Origin of the sequence: Microcystis sp. LE19-84.1B (assembly GCF_027531875.1) — a bacterium.
GTDB lineage: Bacteria > Cyanobacteriota > Cyanobacteriia > Cyanobacteriales > Microcystaceae > Microcystis > Microcystis panniformis.
The window spans coordinates 1-13269 of record NZ_JAPZSR010000129.1 but is presented as its reverse complement, the minus strand read 5'-3'; the positions used below and the strand labels follow the sequence as shown (position 1 = coordinate 13269).

General features: G+C 44.6%; 9 protein-coding genes. 6 read left to right on the top strand and 3 right to left on the bottom strand.

The features are described 5' to 3' along the window. The first annotated feature begins 779 nt into the window (after positions 1-779). The 4 genes from O9324_RS07790 (at position 780) to O9324_RS07775 (ending at position 6353) form a co-directional block, all read left to right on the top strand. Positions 780-2102 carry a CmpA/NrtA family ABC transporter substrate-binding protein gene (locus O9324_RS07790; RefSeq protein ID WP_288139893.1) on the top strand — a complete coding sequence of 441 codons (1323 nt, stop codon included), beginning with the start codon at positions 780-782 and terminating at the stop codon, positions 2100-2102. 104 nt (positions 2103-2206) lie between these two features. Continuing rightward, entirely contained in the window at positions 2207-3034 is an 828-nt protein-coding gene (gene ntrB / locus O9324_RS07785) for a nitrate ABC transporter permease (RefSeq protein ID WP_287629190.1), read from the top strand. A gap of 288 nt (positions 3035-3322) precedes the next feature. Then, complete coding sequence (locus tag O9324_RS07780; protein WP_288139892.1) at positions 3323-5329, top strand: ABC transporter ATP-binding/substrate-binding protein; 2007 nt, start codon at positions 3323-3325, stop codon at positions 5327-5329. A 25-nt stretch (positions 5330-5354) separates the two neighbouring features. Beyond that, on the top strand, positions 5355-6353 hold the full coding sequence (locus tag O9324_RS07775; RefSeq protein WP_288139891.1) for a nitrate ABC transporter ATP-binding protein: 999 nt from the start codon (positions 5355-5357) through the stop codon (positions 6351-6353). Positions 6354-6532: 179 nt separating this feature from the next. Here O9324_RS07775 and O9324_RS07770 read toward each other — a convergent pair whose 3' ends face one another. After that, positions 6533-7159 carry a DUF2301 domain-containing membrane protein gene (locus tag O9324_RS07770; protein ID WP_002768525.1) on the bottom strand — a complete coding sequence of 209 codons (627 nt, stop codon included), beginning with the start codon at positions 7157-7159 and terminating at the stop codon, positions 6533-6535. Between the two features lie 244 nt (positions 7160-7403). Between O9324_RS07770 and thiO the strand changes: the two genes are divergently transcribed. After that, positions 7404-9335, top strand: a complete 1932-nt coding sequence (gene thiO / locus O9324_RS07765) for a glycine oxidase ThiO (RefSeq protein WP_288139890.1) — start codon at positions 7404-7406, stop codon at positions 9333-9335. A 78-nt stretch (positions 9336-9413) separates the two neighbouring features. Beyond that, positions 9414-9926, top strand: a complete 513-nt coding sequence (locus tag O9324_RS07760) for an SAM-dependent methyltransferase (protein WP_287730960.1) — start codon at positions 9414-9416, stop codon at positions 9924-9926. 295 nt (positions 9927-10221) lie between these two features. Here O9324_RS07760 and O9324_RS07755 read toward each other — a convergent pair whose 3' ends face one another. Next, a complete protein-coding gene (locus O9324_RS07755; RefSeq protein WP_288139889.1) occupies positions 10222-11673 on the bottom strand; it encodes a coproporphyrinogen-III oxidase family protein in 1452 nt (483 codons plus the stop codon). Between the two features lie 44 nt (positions 11674-11717). Next, on the bottom strand, positions 11718-12704 hold the full coding sequence (locus O9324_RS07750; protein ID WP_288139888.1) for a biotin synthase BioB: 987 nt from the start codon (positions 12702-12704) through the stop codon (positions 11718-11720). Positions 12705-13269: the final 565 nt, after the last annotated feature.

Sequence of the window (13269 nt, the reverse complement as noted above, 5' to 3'; positions counted from 1 at the left end):
GTATCTTGGCGAAATCTGGTATATCTGTTATATTTGGTCATAGAGAGAGGATAAATTCTTTAACATCTTTTATTTTCTCTCTATTTTGCTTGATTCTTCCTCTTTTTTCTTTTTAGGTTTCTCATTTAGTCTAAACTACAGGTTGCTTCTCTGACGGGATTTCCCTTCATCCTTGATGCTCTATCTGCACTGAATACAATTTAATTTGGTATTGCAAAGCATAACAGAGATTGTCTCAAGCAGGTCGCATCGCTAATATTTGCGGGGATTTTTCAGTAATCGGTAAACATTAACCGGTAATCAGTGAACGGCAAACTCAAATGCGATAACTGAGTCAAGATGGCTAAAAACCCCCATCGCCCCACCATGCGTTTCAGACAAATTTTTATGCTTTTATTACATGGCTGACAGTATTTGGTAACAATCTATACTATCTTTCCCGTTGAAGACTGTAAATTTAAGTTAATTGCTTCGGTAATAACCCTGAAATAAAGTGATCTTTCTAGCTCAGATGACTAAAAACCGCCCCTATCTATCGACTCCTCAAAACTGTTATGCTTCCGGGAAAAATCTCTTAAACAAAAACTATTGCTAAATCTGTCTAGATGGAGAAGCAAAAGCGATCGAGAGATAAAAATAATTAAAGCCTCCTTACTGAATCAACAGTTACTTTCAAGAAATCTTCTCGGTTATAACCGCACAGTCAGTTGGGGGAAGTAATGAGAATTTTTCACCGTTTCATCACCTTTGTTTAGTTTCTAATCACGATTTTTTAGTCCATGAGTAAACTTTCCAGACGTAGATTTATCTTCACTGCCGGGGCAACTGCCGTAGGAACAGCAATTCTCCACGGTTGCACTGCTCCCAATAATACCGCAACCAGTCCCTCCCCGGCCGGCAGTCCTGCCGCTTCCCCCGTTGCCAGTGGAGAAACTCCCGAAGTCACCACCGCTAAACTAGGTTTTATTGCCCTCACCGACGCTGCCCCCTTAATTATCGCCAAAGAAAAAGGTTTATTCGCTAAACACGGGATGCCCGATGTGCAGGTTATGAAACAAGCTTCTTGGGCTGCAACCCGGGATAACCTCGAATTAGGTTCGGCGGGTAACGGTATCGATGGGGCGCATATTTTATCCCCCATGCCCTACCTAATGACCTTGGGCAAAATCACCAAACAGCCCGTACCAATGTATATTCTGGCGCGTTTGAATACCAACGGTCAAGCAGTTTCCATTTCTAATGAATATATAGACCTGAAAGTTGGCCTCGATAGCGGTGTACTGAAAGAATCCTTTGCTAAAGCTAAATCTGCGGGCAAAGAAGTTAAAGCCGCCGTCACTTTCCCCGGTGGTACTCACGATCTCTGGATGCGCTATTGGTTAGCCGCCAGTGGTATCGATCCGAATAAAGACCTATCCCTAATTGTCGTGCCACCAGCACAAATGGTGGCTAACATGAAAGTCGGCACTATGCAAGCTTTCTGTGTGGGGGAACCTTGGAACGCCCAATTGGTTAACAAAAAACTCGGTTATTCGGCCCTGATTACCGGGGAACTTTGGAAAGATCACCCCGAAAAAGCCCTAACTATGCGCGCCGATTGGGTGGATAAAAATCCCAAAGCGGCAAAAGCTTTAACTATGGCTGTTCTGGAGGCGCAACAATGGTGCAATGATCCCGCTAATGTTAAGGAAATGTGCGAGATTATTTCAGGACGGGAATGGCTGAAAATTGACCCCGCCGATATCTTGGGAAGAATGCAGGGTAATATCGATTTCGGTGATGGTCGCAAAATCGAAAATAGCCCCGTAGCCATGAAATTCTGGGCTGATAACGCTTCCTATCCCTACAAGAGTCATGATACTTGGTTTGTGACTGAAGACATCCGTTGGGGCTATATTCCCGCCGATACGGACATCAAAGCTTTAGTCGATAAAGTTAACCGGGAAGATATCTGGAGAGAAGCCGCCACAGCCCTCAATGTTCCGGCTGATCAAATTCCCACCTCTACCTCTCGCGGTGTGGAAACTTTCTTTGATGGCGTGAAATTTGATCCCGAAAATCCCACCGCTTACCTGAAATCTCTCAAGATTACAAAGGTTTAAATCAGTGATCAGTGATCAGTTAAAGATGATTCTCTGCTAGCTGATAACTTAACCACTGATAACTTAACCACTGATAACTGATAACTGATAACTGATAACTGATTATGGCTGTTTCTATTTCTCGTCGTTCTCAAGGTCAAAAATGGGTAAAAGACCTGCAAAAAAAATTAACCAAACTAGCAACTTCGGCGATTGCTTTATTAATTTTCCTTCTCCTGTGGCAAATTCTCTGTTTTAGTCCCGATGCTCCCCTTCCTAGCCCCACTAAAGTGGTTAGCGAGACCTGGGAATTAATTATTAATCCCTTCTTCAATAATGGTGGCACGGATGTGGGGTTATTCTGGCAAATTTTTGCTAGTTTACAACGGGTGGCCGTCGGGTTTACCCTTGCCGCTATTGTTGGCATCGCTGCGGGTATTTTAATCGGTAGCAACGCCCTAATTTATGATGCGATCGATCCGATTTTCCAAATCCTGCGTACTGTTCCCCCCCTAGCTTGGCTACCCATCTCCCTAGCGGCTTTTCGCAATAACGAACCTAGTGCGATATTTGTAATTTTTATTACAGCAATTTGGCCAATTATTATTAATACAGCCGTGGGAGTACAACAGGTTCCCCAAGACTATAAAAACGTCTCTAGAGTGCTGAAGTTATCAAAAGTTGAATACTTTTTCAACATTCTTTTTCCCGCTACTGTTCCCTACGTTTTCACCGGATTAAGAATCGGTATCGGTTTATCTTGGTTGGCAATTGTAGCGGCAGAAATGCTGATCGGTGGCGTGGGAATTGGCTTCTTTATCTGGGATGCTTGGAATAGTTCCATGATCAGTGAAATTATCCTCGCCCTGATTTATGTGGGTATTGTTGGTTTCCTACTCGATCGCCTCATGGCCTACATCGCTAAATTAGTTGTACCCGAAGAAAATAAATAGGGTTTGCGGCAAAAAGTTTTTCGGTGGGGGCAGGGTGTGGGGAGCTTTTTAAGTAAACAGTAAACAGTAAACTAAAAACTCACATCTGATAACTGATAACTGATAACTGATAAGTAGGTGGGTGGAATTAAATATAAGATGAACGTAGGTTGGGTTGAAGTATGAAACCCAACGCCCGATTATGTTACGCTACCGCTAACCCATCCTACAAATAATTGTGCCTCCCTACTTAACTGATAACTGATAACCGATAACTGATAACCGATAACTGATAACTGATAACTGAAAATGTCTGCATTTATTGAAGTCGATCACATTGATAAGGTTTTCCCTCTGCCCGATGGCCGTCAATATATCGCCCTAAAAAATATCGATCTCAGCGTTACTAAAGGGGAATTTATCTCTTTAATCGGTCATTCCGGTTGCGGGAAATCCACCCTCTTAAATATGGTCGCTGGACTCGATCGCCCGACGGTGGGAGGGGTAATTTTAGAGGGAAAAGAAATTAAAGGTCCCGGTCCCGATCGCATGGTGGTCTTCCAGAATTATTCGCTGTTGCCCTGGTTAACCGTCCGGGAAAATATCGCCCTAGGAGTTAATCGCGTGCTGCGTCATCTGCCGGCTGCTGAACGCAAAAGTGTCATCGAACATAGTATCGATATGGTACACCTGCGCCATGCGGCCAACAAACGACCGGGAGAATTATCGGGAGGCATGAAACAACGGGTAGCGATCGCCCGCGCTTTAGCCCTACGGCCAAAAGTCCTGCTACTCGATGAACCCTTTGGGGCGCTGGATGCGTTAACCAGAGGCAATTTACAGGAACGTTTGATGGAAATCGTCGAAGAAAGCCACGTTACCTGTATCATGGTCACGCACGATGTGGATGAGGCGCTATTACTATCCGATCGAGTGGTGATGTTAACCACCGGTCCGGAGGCCCATATCGGTCAGATTCTCGATGTTCCCATTCCCCGGCCCCGACATCGTTTGGAAGTAGTTAATCACCCCAGTTACTACGCCCTCCGTAACGAGATCGTTTACTTCCTCAACCAACAGAAGCGATCGAAGAAAGTCGGTCAACCCACCGGCCCGGTGACAGTGATCGGCCAAGCGACCAGACTGAAAACCAATCCCACCATCGGTTTTATCCCCCTCACCGATTGCGCTCCGATTATTATCGCCAAAGAGAAAGGTTTCTTCGCCGAGGAAGGATTAGAGGATGTTATCCTGCAACGAGAACCCAACTGGAAAGCACTCGCCCAAGGAGTGGCCACCGGTCGTCTCGATGCGGCCCAGATGGTGGCGGGAATGCCCCTCAGCATGACCATTGGCGCTGGCAATAAGCCCTCTGTCCCCGTCATTAGCGCTTTGGTACTCAGTCGCAACGGTAACGCCATCACCCTCAGCAATAAATACAGGGAATTGGGGGTAGAAAAACTGGAGGACTTAAAGGATGCCCTCCAGCAAAGTCCCGATAAAATCGCCACTTTCGGCATGGTTCACCCCGCCTCCATGCACAATCTGCTGTTACGCTACTGGTTAGCTAGTGGCGGCATCGATCCCGATAGTGATGTCAATTTAGCCGTAATTCCGCCGCCTCAGATGGTTTCCCTGCTAAAAGCGGGTAAGATCGACGGTTATTGTGTGGGGGAACCCTGGAACTCCTACGCCGTTCACGAAAAATTAGGCTACGTTATCGCTACCGATCTTGATATTTGGCCCGGACACCAGGAAAAAGTCCTCGGTGTCAAGGAAACTTGGGCGGCGAAACATCCTGAAACCCACATCGCCATGGTGAAAGCTTTAATTAAAGCCTGCGAATACTGCGATGATCAGCGTAATCGAGAAGAAATCGTTAATATTCTCAGTCAGTCCCAGTATGTGGGTGTGGATAGGGCAATTATTCGGCCCGGTTTCCTCGATGGTTATGATCGCGGTTTAGGAACTGCCCCCGAACCCCTATTCCGATTTAATCAGTTTTACGTCGATCAAGCTAACTGTCCAGGCCGGAGTGAGGCCCTATGGACCCTAACTCAGCTTGCTCGTTGGGGTTACGCGCCTTTCCCCCGCAACTGGGTAGAAGTGATTGAACGCGTCCGTCGTCCTGATCTGTTTGGTGAAGCTTGCCGGTCCCTGGGCCTTCCCGATTTGGAACCCAATCGCCACAGTTTTGCCCTCTTTGATCATCTTATTTTCAATCCTGACGATCCGATCGGCTATCTGGAACGTTTCTCGATCCGTCGCGATTATCGCGTCTCAGAAGTTCTCCTCGATGATCCCGTCGCTAATTAATGGTTGTAATAAATCTAGGACGAATATGCAAACTTTTACCGATAAGACCGTGAATTCCAGCACCACCACCCAGCCTTTTTTATTAGTTAGTAATGTTGCCAAAGAATACCCCTCCCAGGAAGGGGTTTACACCGTTTTAGACGGTGTGGATTTGCAAATCAATGAGGGGGAATTTGTCTGCATTATCGGTCACTCCGGCTGCGGTAAATCGACCCTTTTAAATATGGTGGCGGGGTTTTCTTCTCCTAGTCGTGGGCAAGTGCTGCTACAGGATAAAGAGGTTAAAGAACCGGGACCGGACCGGATGATGGTATTCCAAAATTATTCGCTTTTGCCCTGGAAAACTGCCTTTGAGAACGTTTATATCGGGGTTAATTCGGTTTATCCCCAAAAATCTCACGCTGAGAAGGTGAAGATTGTGGAAGAAAATCTATCCTTAGTGGGATTGACAGAAGCAGCCCAGAAAAAACCCCCCCAATTATCGGGAGGTATGAAACAACGGGTTGCGATCGCCCGCGCCCTGGCCATTCGTCCCCAAGTCCTCATCCTCGATGAACCTTTCGGGGCCTTAGATGCGATCACTAAAGAGGAATTACAGGAAGAATTGCTGAAAATCTGGCAAGAACACCAGTTAACCGTGTTGATGATTACCCACGATATCGATGAGGCTTTGTTCTTGTGCGATCGCTTGGTGATGATGACCAACGGCCCGAGCGCTAAAATCGGTGAGGTGTTAAAGATGCCTTTTGCTCGTCCCCGGGTTCGTTCCCAAATTACCGAGGATCCCCGTTACTACGAACTCCGCAATGAAGCTCTCGATTTCCTCTACAATCGTTTTGCCCATTCGGAGGATCCCAACGAGGATGCCCCCGAACAACCCCGCACAGAAAATCTCGTGGGTAAAATTGTTACTACTATTGGTGGCATAGCTTTACTCGCTTTTGTCGGTTTTAGTCTAATACAAATGTTCACTAGCAAGACTCCCAATACTGCTAATCCGGCCACCATAGAGGCCCCCAGATAAGTAACAGTTATCAGTTATCAGTTATCAGTTATCAGTTATCAGTTATCAGATGAACGTAGGTTGGGTTGAAGCATGAAACCCAACGCCCGCCTAGTTTACGCTACCGCTAACCCATCCTACAAATAATTGTGCATCCCTACTTAGTTGAGACTCCGAGACTCCGAGACAGTTATCAGTTATCAATGATTAAGATGTTCAAAGACCGATTTATCACCGATATCGTTGGGGAGAGGTTGGCTTAATTTTCTCAGAGCAAAGATAACGAATAAAGTTGCCCAGAGAATTAATAGCCCCTTCTCCCAATTTAAGGGCAATATCCCCAAAAGATGACCGAGTAAAAGGGTGGGAACTAGAGGGGTTAAAAACTTGGTTTCTAGACGATTAAAACAAAAAGCTTCTTTGAAATAAATCCCCGTGAGACTGGCAAAAATAAAGCCCACACCAAATAAACTCACCGGGTGGTTATAGACAAATTCTAGGGGAGAAAGCTGATAATAGAGGCTGAAAATTAGGGAAGTAATCGCCCCGATTAGCCAAAAAACTTGCAGGAGACGATGAAGGGGAATTAAATAAATATGGATAGTCAGTAAACTGATGCCTAACCCCAGACAAAAACCAATGTATAAAAGGTTAGTCAGGGGCAATAATTGCGGTCGGGTGAGAACTATAATTGTAGCGACAGCGAAACTAAAAGCCGCTAAATTTAAACCCAGACGGTAGAGACGCACACCTAGGCGATCGCTATCCGTAATCGTAAACTCTCCGAATTGACCTTGATAAACTCGATCGACAGCAGGGGAAGTCATAATGCTCTAAAGAAAAAGGGAAGCTTAGAAAAGATTGACTACAAATAATCTTAAGCTTGAATTATGCCCGTATCCTCACTTCTCCCCTCTCTCGGCTGACTAATTGCGAGTTTAGTAGTCAATAAAGCTAAAAATTATGATTAATTGGGATAAAAAAATATATATGTTATTTTACTACGTCTTTCTTGTTTTAACTTCTGATTCCTTGTCATTTCAGTAATTCTCTTTGGTGCCAGAGACTTTTATGAACTCAACTAGCGAAATTTTGATCGTGGGCGGTGGTATCATCGGATTAGCGATCGCCGTCGATTTGCAATTGCGGGGGGCAAAAGTTACCCTCCTAGTTCGAGATATAGCTCAGGCCGCTAGTCGTGCGGCTGCGGGAATGTTAGCCCCCCATGCGGAAGGGATTCCCCCGGGTCCGTTTCTCGATCTTTGTTTACAATCGCGCTGGTTATATCCAGAATGGAGCCGCAAAATCGAGGATTTAACGGGGATAAATAGCGGTTACTATCCCTGTGGTATTCTTGCTCCCGTTTACGAGCTAGATCAGCCTATTACTGCCAATACAGCTAATAAAATTTGGTTAGACAGCAATGCAGTTCACCTCTACCAACCCGGACTAGGTAAAGATGTGATCGGTGGTTGGTGGTATCCCGACGATGGACAAGTAGATAACCGGCAGCTAGTGACTGCCCTGCAACAAGCGGCCGAAAATTTAGGGGTAGAAATTCGCCAAGGGGTAGAAGTCCACGCCCTACAACAAAAGCAGGGAAAAGTCAAGAGTATTTATACCTCAATTGGGGAATTAGAAGCAAAAATTTACATTTTAGCGGCGGGATCCTGGGCCAGTCAACTTTTACCCCTCCCGATCCACCCCGTCAAAGGTCAAATGGCCGCGGTAAAAATGCCCCCTAACCAGACCTTAACTAGGGTTTTATTCGGTCCGCAAACCTATCTGGTTCCCCGTCGCAATGGTCGTTTAATTATCGGGGCCACTTCCGAAAAAGTCGCCTGGCAAACGGGTAATACACCCCAAGGACTACAAACCCTTTTTGCGCGTGCTACCCGTCTCTATCCCCCTTTAGCTGACTGGGAAATCGAAGAAATGTGGTGGGGATTCCGTCCGGGTACACCAGATGAATTACCTATTTTAGGCCGCAGTAGCTGTGATAACCTGATTTTAGCCACCGGTCACTATCGTAATGGCATTTTACTCGCTCCTGTAACTGCCTCCTTGATTGCTGACCTGGTGATTAATGACAAAGTTAATCCCATTTTGACCCATTTTAGCTGCGATCGCTTTAATCAACCATCACCCGTTACTATTCCATCTATGTCCTTAACTATTATTGAGAATAAACCCCAAGCACTTTTATCGCCCCAAAATGATCGCCTCACCATTGCCGGGAAAACCTTTCACTCCCGCTTGATGACTGGGACTGGCAAATATGCCAATCTGACGACTATGCAGGAAAGTATTAGTGCCAGTGAATGTCAGATTGTCACCGTTGCTGTTAGACGAGTACAAACGAACGCACCCGGTCATGAGGGATTAGCAGAGGCGATCGATTGGTCTAAAATTTGGATGTTACCCAACACTGCCGGTTGTCAAACGGCCGAAGAGGCGATTCGGGTGGCCCGTTTAGGGCGAGAAATGGCCAAATTATTGGGACAGGAAGACAATAACTTTATTAAACTCGAAGTTATTCCCGATCCTAAATATTTATTACCCGATCCGATCGGAACTTTGCAAGCGGCCGAACAATTAGTTAAAGAAGGTTTTGCCGTACTGCCCTATATTAACGCCGATCCTCTCTTAGCCAAACGTTTAGAGGAAGCTGGCTGCGCCACGGTTATGCCCCTAGGATCGCCGATTGGGTCGGGACAGGGGCTGAAAAATGAGGCAAATATCGCGATTATCATCGAATCGTCCCAAATTCCCGTGGTGGTCGATGCCGGGATCGGTACACCCTCAGAAGCGGCCCGGGCCATGGAAATGGGGGCCGATGCTTTATTAATTAACAGTGCGATCGCTATGGCAGCCAATCCGGCTATGATGGCCCAAGCCATGGCAATGGCGGCAAAAGCGGGACGTTTAGCTCATTTAGCGGGAAGAATGCCGATTAAGTCCTATGCTAGTCCTAGTTCCCCCCTGACGGGAACGATCGCCTAACCGATTAAGCCTTGCCCTGAGCCAAGTCGAAGGGTAGGAATGGGCTGTTTTCAGCTATTAGAGCCAGCAAAAATCTCTATGACTACAGACAATCAAACTGAGTATGTTGCCGCTTTAACTGATTTACACCGTGGACTTGACCGTAAAGGGCCTGGTGACTCTGACTTCTCCCTAAAAATTTTGAGTAATCTCTCTACTTTGCCCCTCAAGCCGCGAATTGCCGATCTAGGATGTGGAAGTGGTGCTAGTGCTTTACTGCTGGCACAATACTACCAAAGCCCTGTCATGGCAGTGGATTCCTCGTCGGTTTTTATCGACGAACTCAAAACCCGAGCAAAACAGCTTGGTCTTGAGCATTTAATCATTCCAATTCATGGTGACATGGCTAAACTTGATTGGTCAGTGGGTTCAGTTGATCTACTTTGGTCTGAGGGGGCTGCTTATAATCTTGGGTTTGAGCAGGCTCTTAAACCCACATTCCGCACCCTAGTCGTTGAAATCAAAAGTTGCTCTAGCCCTTGTATAGTAAGACTTTTAGCGATTACTAAGAATTATGAAGTGTCACACTCTAGTCAGCGATCGCCAGCTTAATGAGAGTTTATCTCAATAATTTGGTATCAGAGCTATCAGATTTTTAGGGCTAATTGTGCATCTGCTAGACAAACAAATTAGCCTGTAATTCAGAGCCAGCAATCGTTTTGACGATTTGGATAAAATTTTCAATGTGACACTTTAGGGTGCGGAATGTGGGGTATATATGTATGGGGGAAGTTCAGTTATCACATCTTGCACCAGTACAATAAAACAAAGAAAATGACCTCCTGAATTGAATTCTGAAGGCCATCTCTGGGATTATTATTTAACTTGGACTTGTTTCATGATTAGGTTAGGTTAAGCAGGGATGCAACGGTCCTTTAGCATAGGTTTCAGCCGGAAAATTAAGGAACTCAGGACTATGGAAGTATTGAGCGCATTCATCAGCAAAGAACCCTCCCAGCTTGGTTAACTCAATTTTCTCTTCGTCTTCATTGAGTAAGCCATAGGCTTTTAATCGCTCAATTTTCTGGCCAAAAACTTCATTTAAGTCCGCTCCACCCGTCACTTCTTTGAAATAACTCTTCCAAACACAACGGTTTTTCAAAGGAAGAATGACTGCCCATCGTTGTTGTTCATCAGTATTACGAACATAACCGCGATTTAAAGGGAGTTTTCCGGCCTCAATCTTGCTGTAGTATTCATCAAAGTTTTGGGTATTTAAACCAAAGCGATTGCGAAGACTACTGAAGGCGGTTTGACCAAATCCCAGTTGATCGAGTAAGCCACAGCATTGATTATCGGCATAACAGGAGTAATGTTCTCGTTTTTTGCTGAAGACTCGACGTAGATTCTCATAATATCCATTTTCATTAAGGATATCAATGGCAATCTGTTTCATCATGATTTGTTCATCATTGTTAGGAATATCTTCGGGACGAACTTCGGTGACTTTCTTGATCGGTCCTTGATAATCGCCATACGCTTCCACTTTCAGACGATAGAGTTGAATTTCTTCGACGGGTAAAGTAACCGCCTGTTCCATCACCTCGATCCAATTTTCGATGGTTTCTCCAGGATAACCGAAGATAAATTCAATATCTAACTGGAATCCCATTTGATGACACAGTTCAATCGCTTCTAAGGCTTCTTTTGAGCCATGATGACGATTCATTAATTTTAACACCCGATCATTAAGGGATTGAACTCCAATCGTAAGACGATCAACTCCATAAGAACGCATCATTTCTAAGCGTTGAATCCCTTCCGTACCAATTAACGTCACCGGATCGACATCATAGTTAAACTGGCCACAGCTAGATAAATCCACCCGTTGGGTAAAGAAATCAAAGAAGTATTTTTGTTGCTCCAAAGTCAGATAAGTTGGTGTTCCCCCCCCAATGAGAATCGAACGAGCCTGAATCTTGTCAATTCCTAGGCGATTCATGTAAAGATCCATTTCTTTCTCTAGGGCTTTGAGGTAGAAGCTTTTTTCCTCATCCGAAGCCCCCGTCACAACGGGATAATGACAGAAAGTACAATGACGACGACAGAAAGGAATATGAACGTAAATGTCGAATTTACCATCGACAGGCAAGGTATAATCCTTAAATAGCTCCTCCTCGGTGATTTCTGGATACATGGTAATGGGAGGATAGTGGACAGAAGGGAAATAATCTCCACTTTGGGTGAGCAGCCCTAATTCTTTTAAGCGTTTAAAGTCTTCAAGGCGAGTTTCCGCGCGTTCAATAAGATGTTGATGACGGGGGCTAACCGTGAAGGGACGTAAAACAGTTGCAACCATGATGGAATTTTCCTCTATGTTTTTTAGAAAGTTTCTAATGATTTTTAAGCAGTATAGGCAAGAATTTCAGAAGATTTCAAGGTTAAACCTGCCTGGCTGATGATTTTTTTAGCGTGTTCCCAACTCACCACAAACCGTTGATCGGAATAGATGACATAGTTTTCTTGTTGTGCTTTCGGGGTAAAGTTCACCGTAATCACATTAGCTCCCGCATTTAACCCCATTAACTGACCGCCGGGTTGAATTTTTTCTAAAGCGCTGATGGTAGGAATTAATATATCTTTGAGGAGAATGCGATAAATGGCCATGGTATTGAGGGTTAAATTTAAGTCTCCATAACCCAAATGAGATAAAGGAGTTCCCGGATTGGGAATAAACGGAGAGGAACTGGCAAAATCCGTTCTAAGTTCCCACACTTTTAAGATATCTTCGGCTAAATTCTCGATCGTTTGTTCAGGTAAACCCACAATATTTCCTGTGCCGACTTTATAACCTAATTCTTGTAGCCAACGAAGACATTGAATCCGTTTTTCAAGGGGAGTATAAGCAATATGACGATAGAGAGTTGGGCTAGAGGTTTCAAATTTAAGAATATAAGAATCTGCCCCTAATTTTGCAAACTTCTCGTACACTTCTCTTTTTTTCTCCCCTAAACAGAGCAAGATACTCATGTCATAGCGTTTCTTGACTTCGGGAATCACTTCCTCCAAAATGGGATCACAAAGCGGATCTTGGGCAGCTTGTAAGAAAAGAATGGGAATTCCTGTTTGATTGATTTTGTCAGCGATCGCTAAGATCGTTTCTGCGGACATCCGAGTTCGGGGTAACTCTTGATTACTGGCTCTCATAGCGCAATATTCACAGTTTTTCTGACAAACATTGGAGATTTCAATGACCCCTCGCATAGTAACCGCATCTACCCCTTGTTCTCGACGAACTTGACGCGCAAGAGCGAATAGGGTTTGTTGTAACTCTCCCCTGGCTTCTAAGAGGTTGATTAAATCGGCTTTTGAGGGGGGTTGAGAAATCATTAGTTTATTGAGTGGATTGATCATAGGGTTAGTGATTTCACGGATTTGAGAGTATTGACTAATAAGTACCTGTACAGAATTAATTACATACTATAGGGTTCGATGCGAACGATAGCTGAGCAATCCCAAGTCCTAGCGATTGCTTCACTCCACTTCGTTCTGTTTGCATCGGACATTGTGTAATTTATTTTGCTTACCTAACTTACAGGGGGGGGAAACTCCCTTACGTAATTGTACCAAAGAATTTTTGGGATTTCAAGATTGATTAAGAAAGCAGCAATTCTCATTTTAAGGTTTCATGACATTAAAACCCTTGCACCTAGAGGGGTTAATAATTCTTAACGAATCTCTAGATCGCTGAAACAACGCAAAATCGTTTCAAAATGAGAATTGCTGGAAATTAATCATCTTGATTTGAGCGAATTTTAAACCCACATTCCGCACCCTAGTCGTTGAAATCAAAAGTTGCTCTAGCCCTTGTATAGTAAGACTTTTAGCGATTACTAAGAATTATGAAGTGTCACACTCTAGTCAGCGATCGCCAGCTTAATGAGAGTTTATCTCA

Coding starts and splice junctions, on each gene's coding strand:
- O9324_RS07790 (WP_288139893.1), top strand. CDS start 780: ATGAGTAAACTTTCCAGACGTAGATTTATCTTCACTGCCGGGGCAACT.
- ntrB (WP_287629190.1), top strand. CDS start 2,207: ATGGCTGTTTCTATTTCTCGTCGTTCTCAAGGTCAAAAATGGGTAAAA.
- O9324_RS07780 (WP_288139892.1), top strand. CDS start 3,323: ATGTCTGCATTTATTGAAGTCGATCACATTGATAAGGTTTTCCCTCTG.
- O9324_RS07775 (WP_288139891.1), top strand. CDS start 5,355: ATGCAAACTTTTACCGATAAGACCGTGAATTCCAGCACCACCACCCAG.
- O9324_RS07770 (WP_002768525.1), bottom strand. CDS start 7,159: ATGACTTCCCCTGCTGTCGATCGAGTTTATCAAGGTCAATTCGGAGAG.
- thiO (WP_288139890.1), top strand. CDS start 7,404: ATGAACTCAACTAGCGAAATTTTGATCGTGGGCGGTGGTATCATCGGA.
- O9324_RS07760 (WP_287730960.1), top strand. CDS start 9,414: ATGACTACAGACAATCAAACTGAGTATGTTGCCGCTTTAACTGATTTA.
- O9324_RS07755 (WP_288139889.1), bottom strand. CDS start 11,673: ATGGTTGCAACTGTTTTACGTCCCTTCACGGTTAGCCCCCGTCATCAA.
- O9324_RS07750 (WP_288139888.1), bottom strand. CDS start 12,704: ATGATTTCTCAACCCCCCTCAAAAGCCGATTTAATCAACCTCTTAGAA.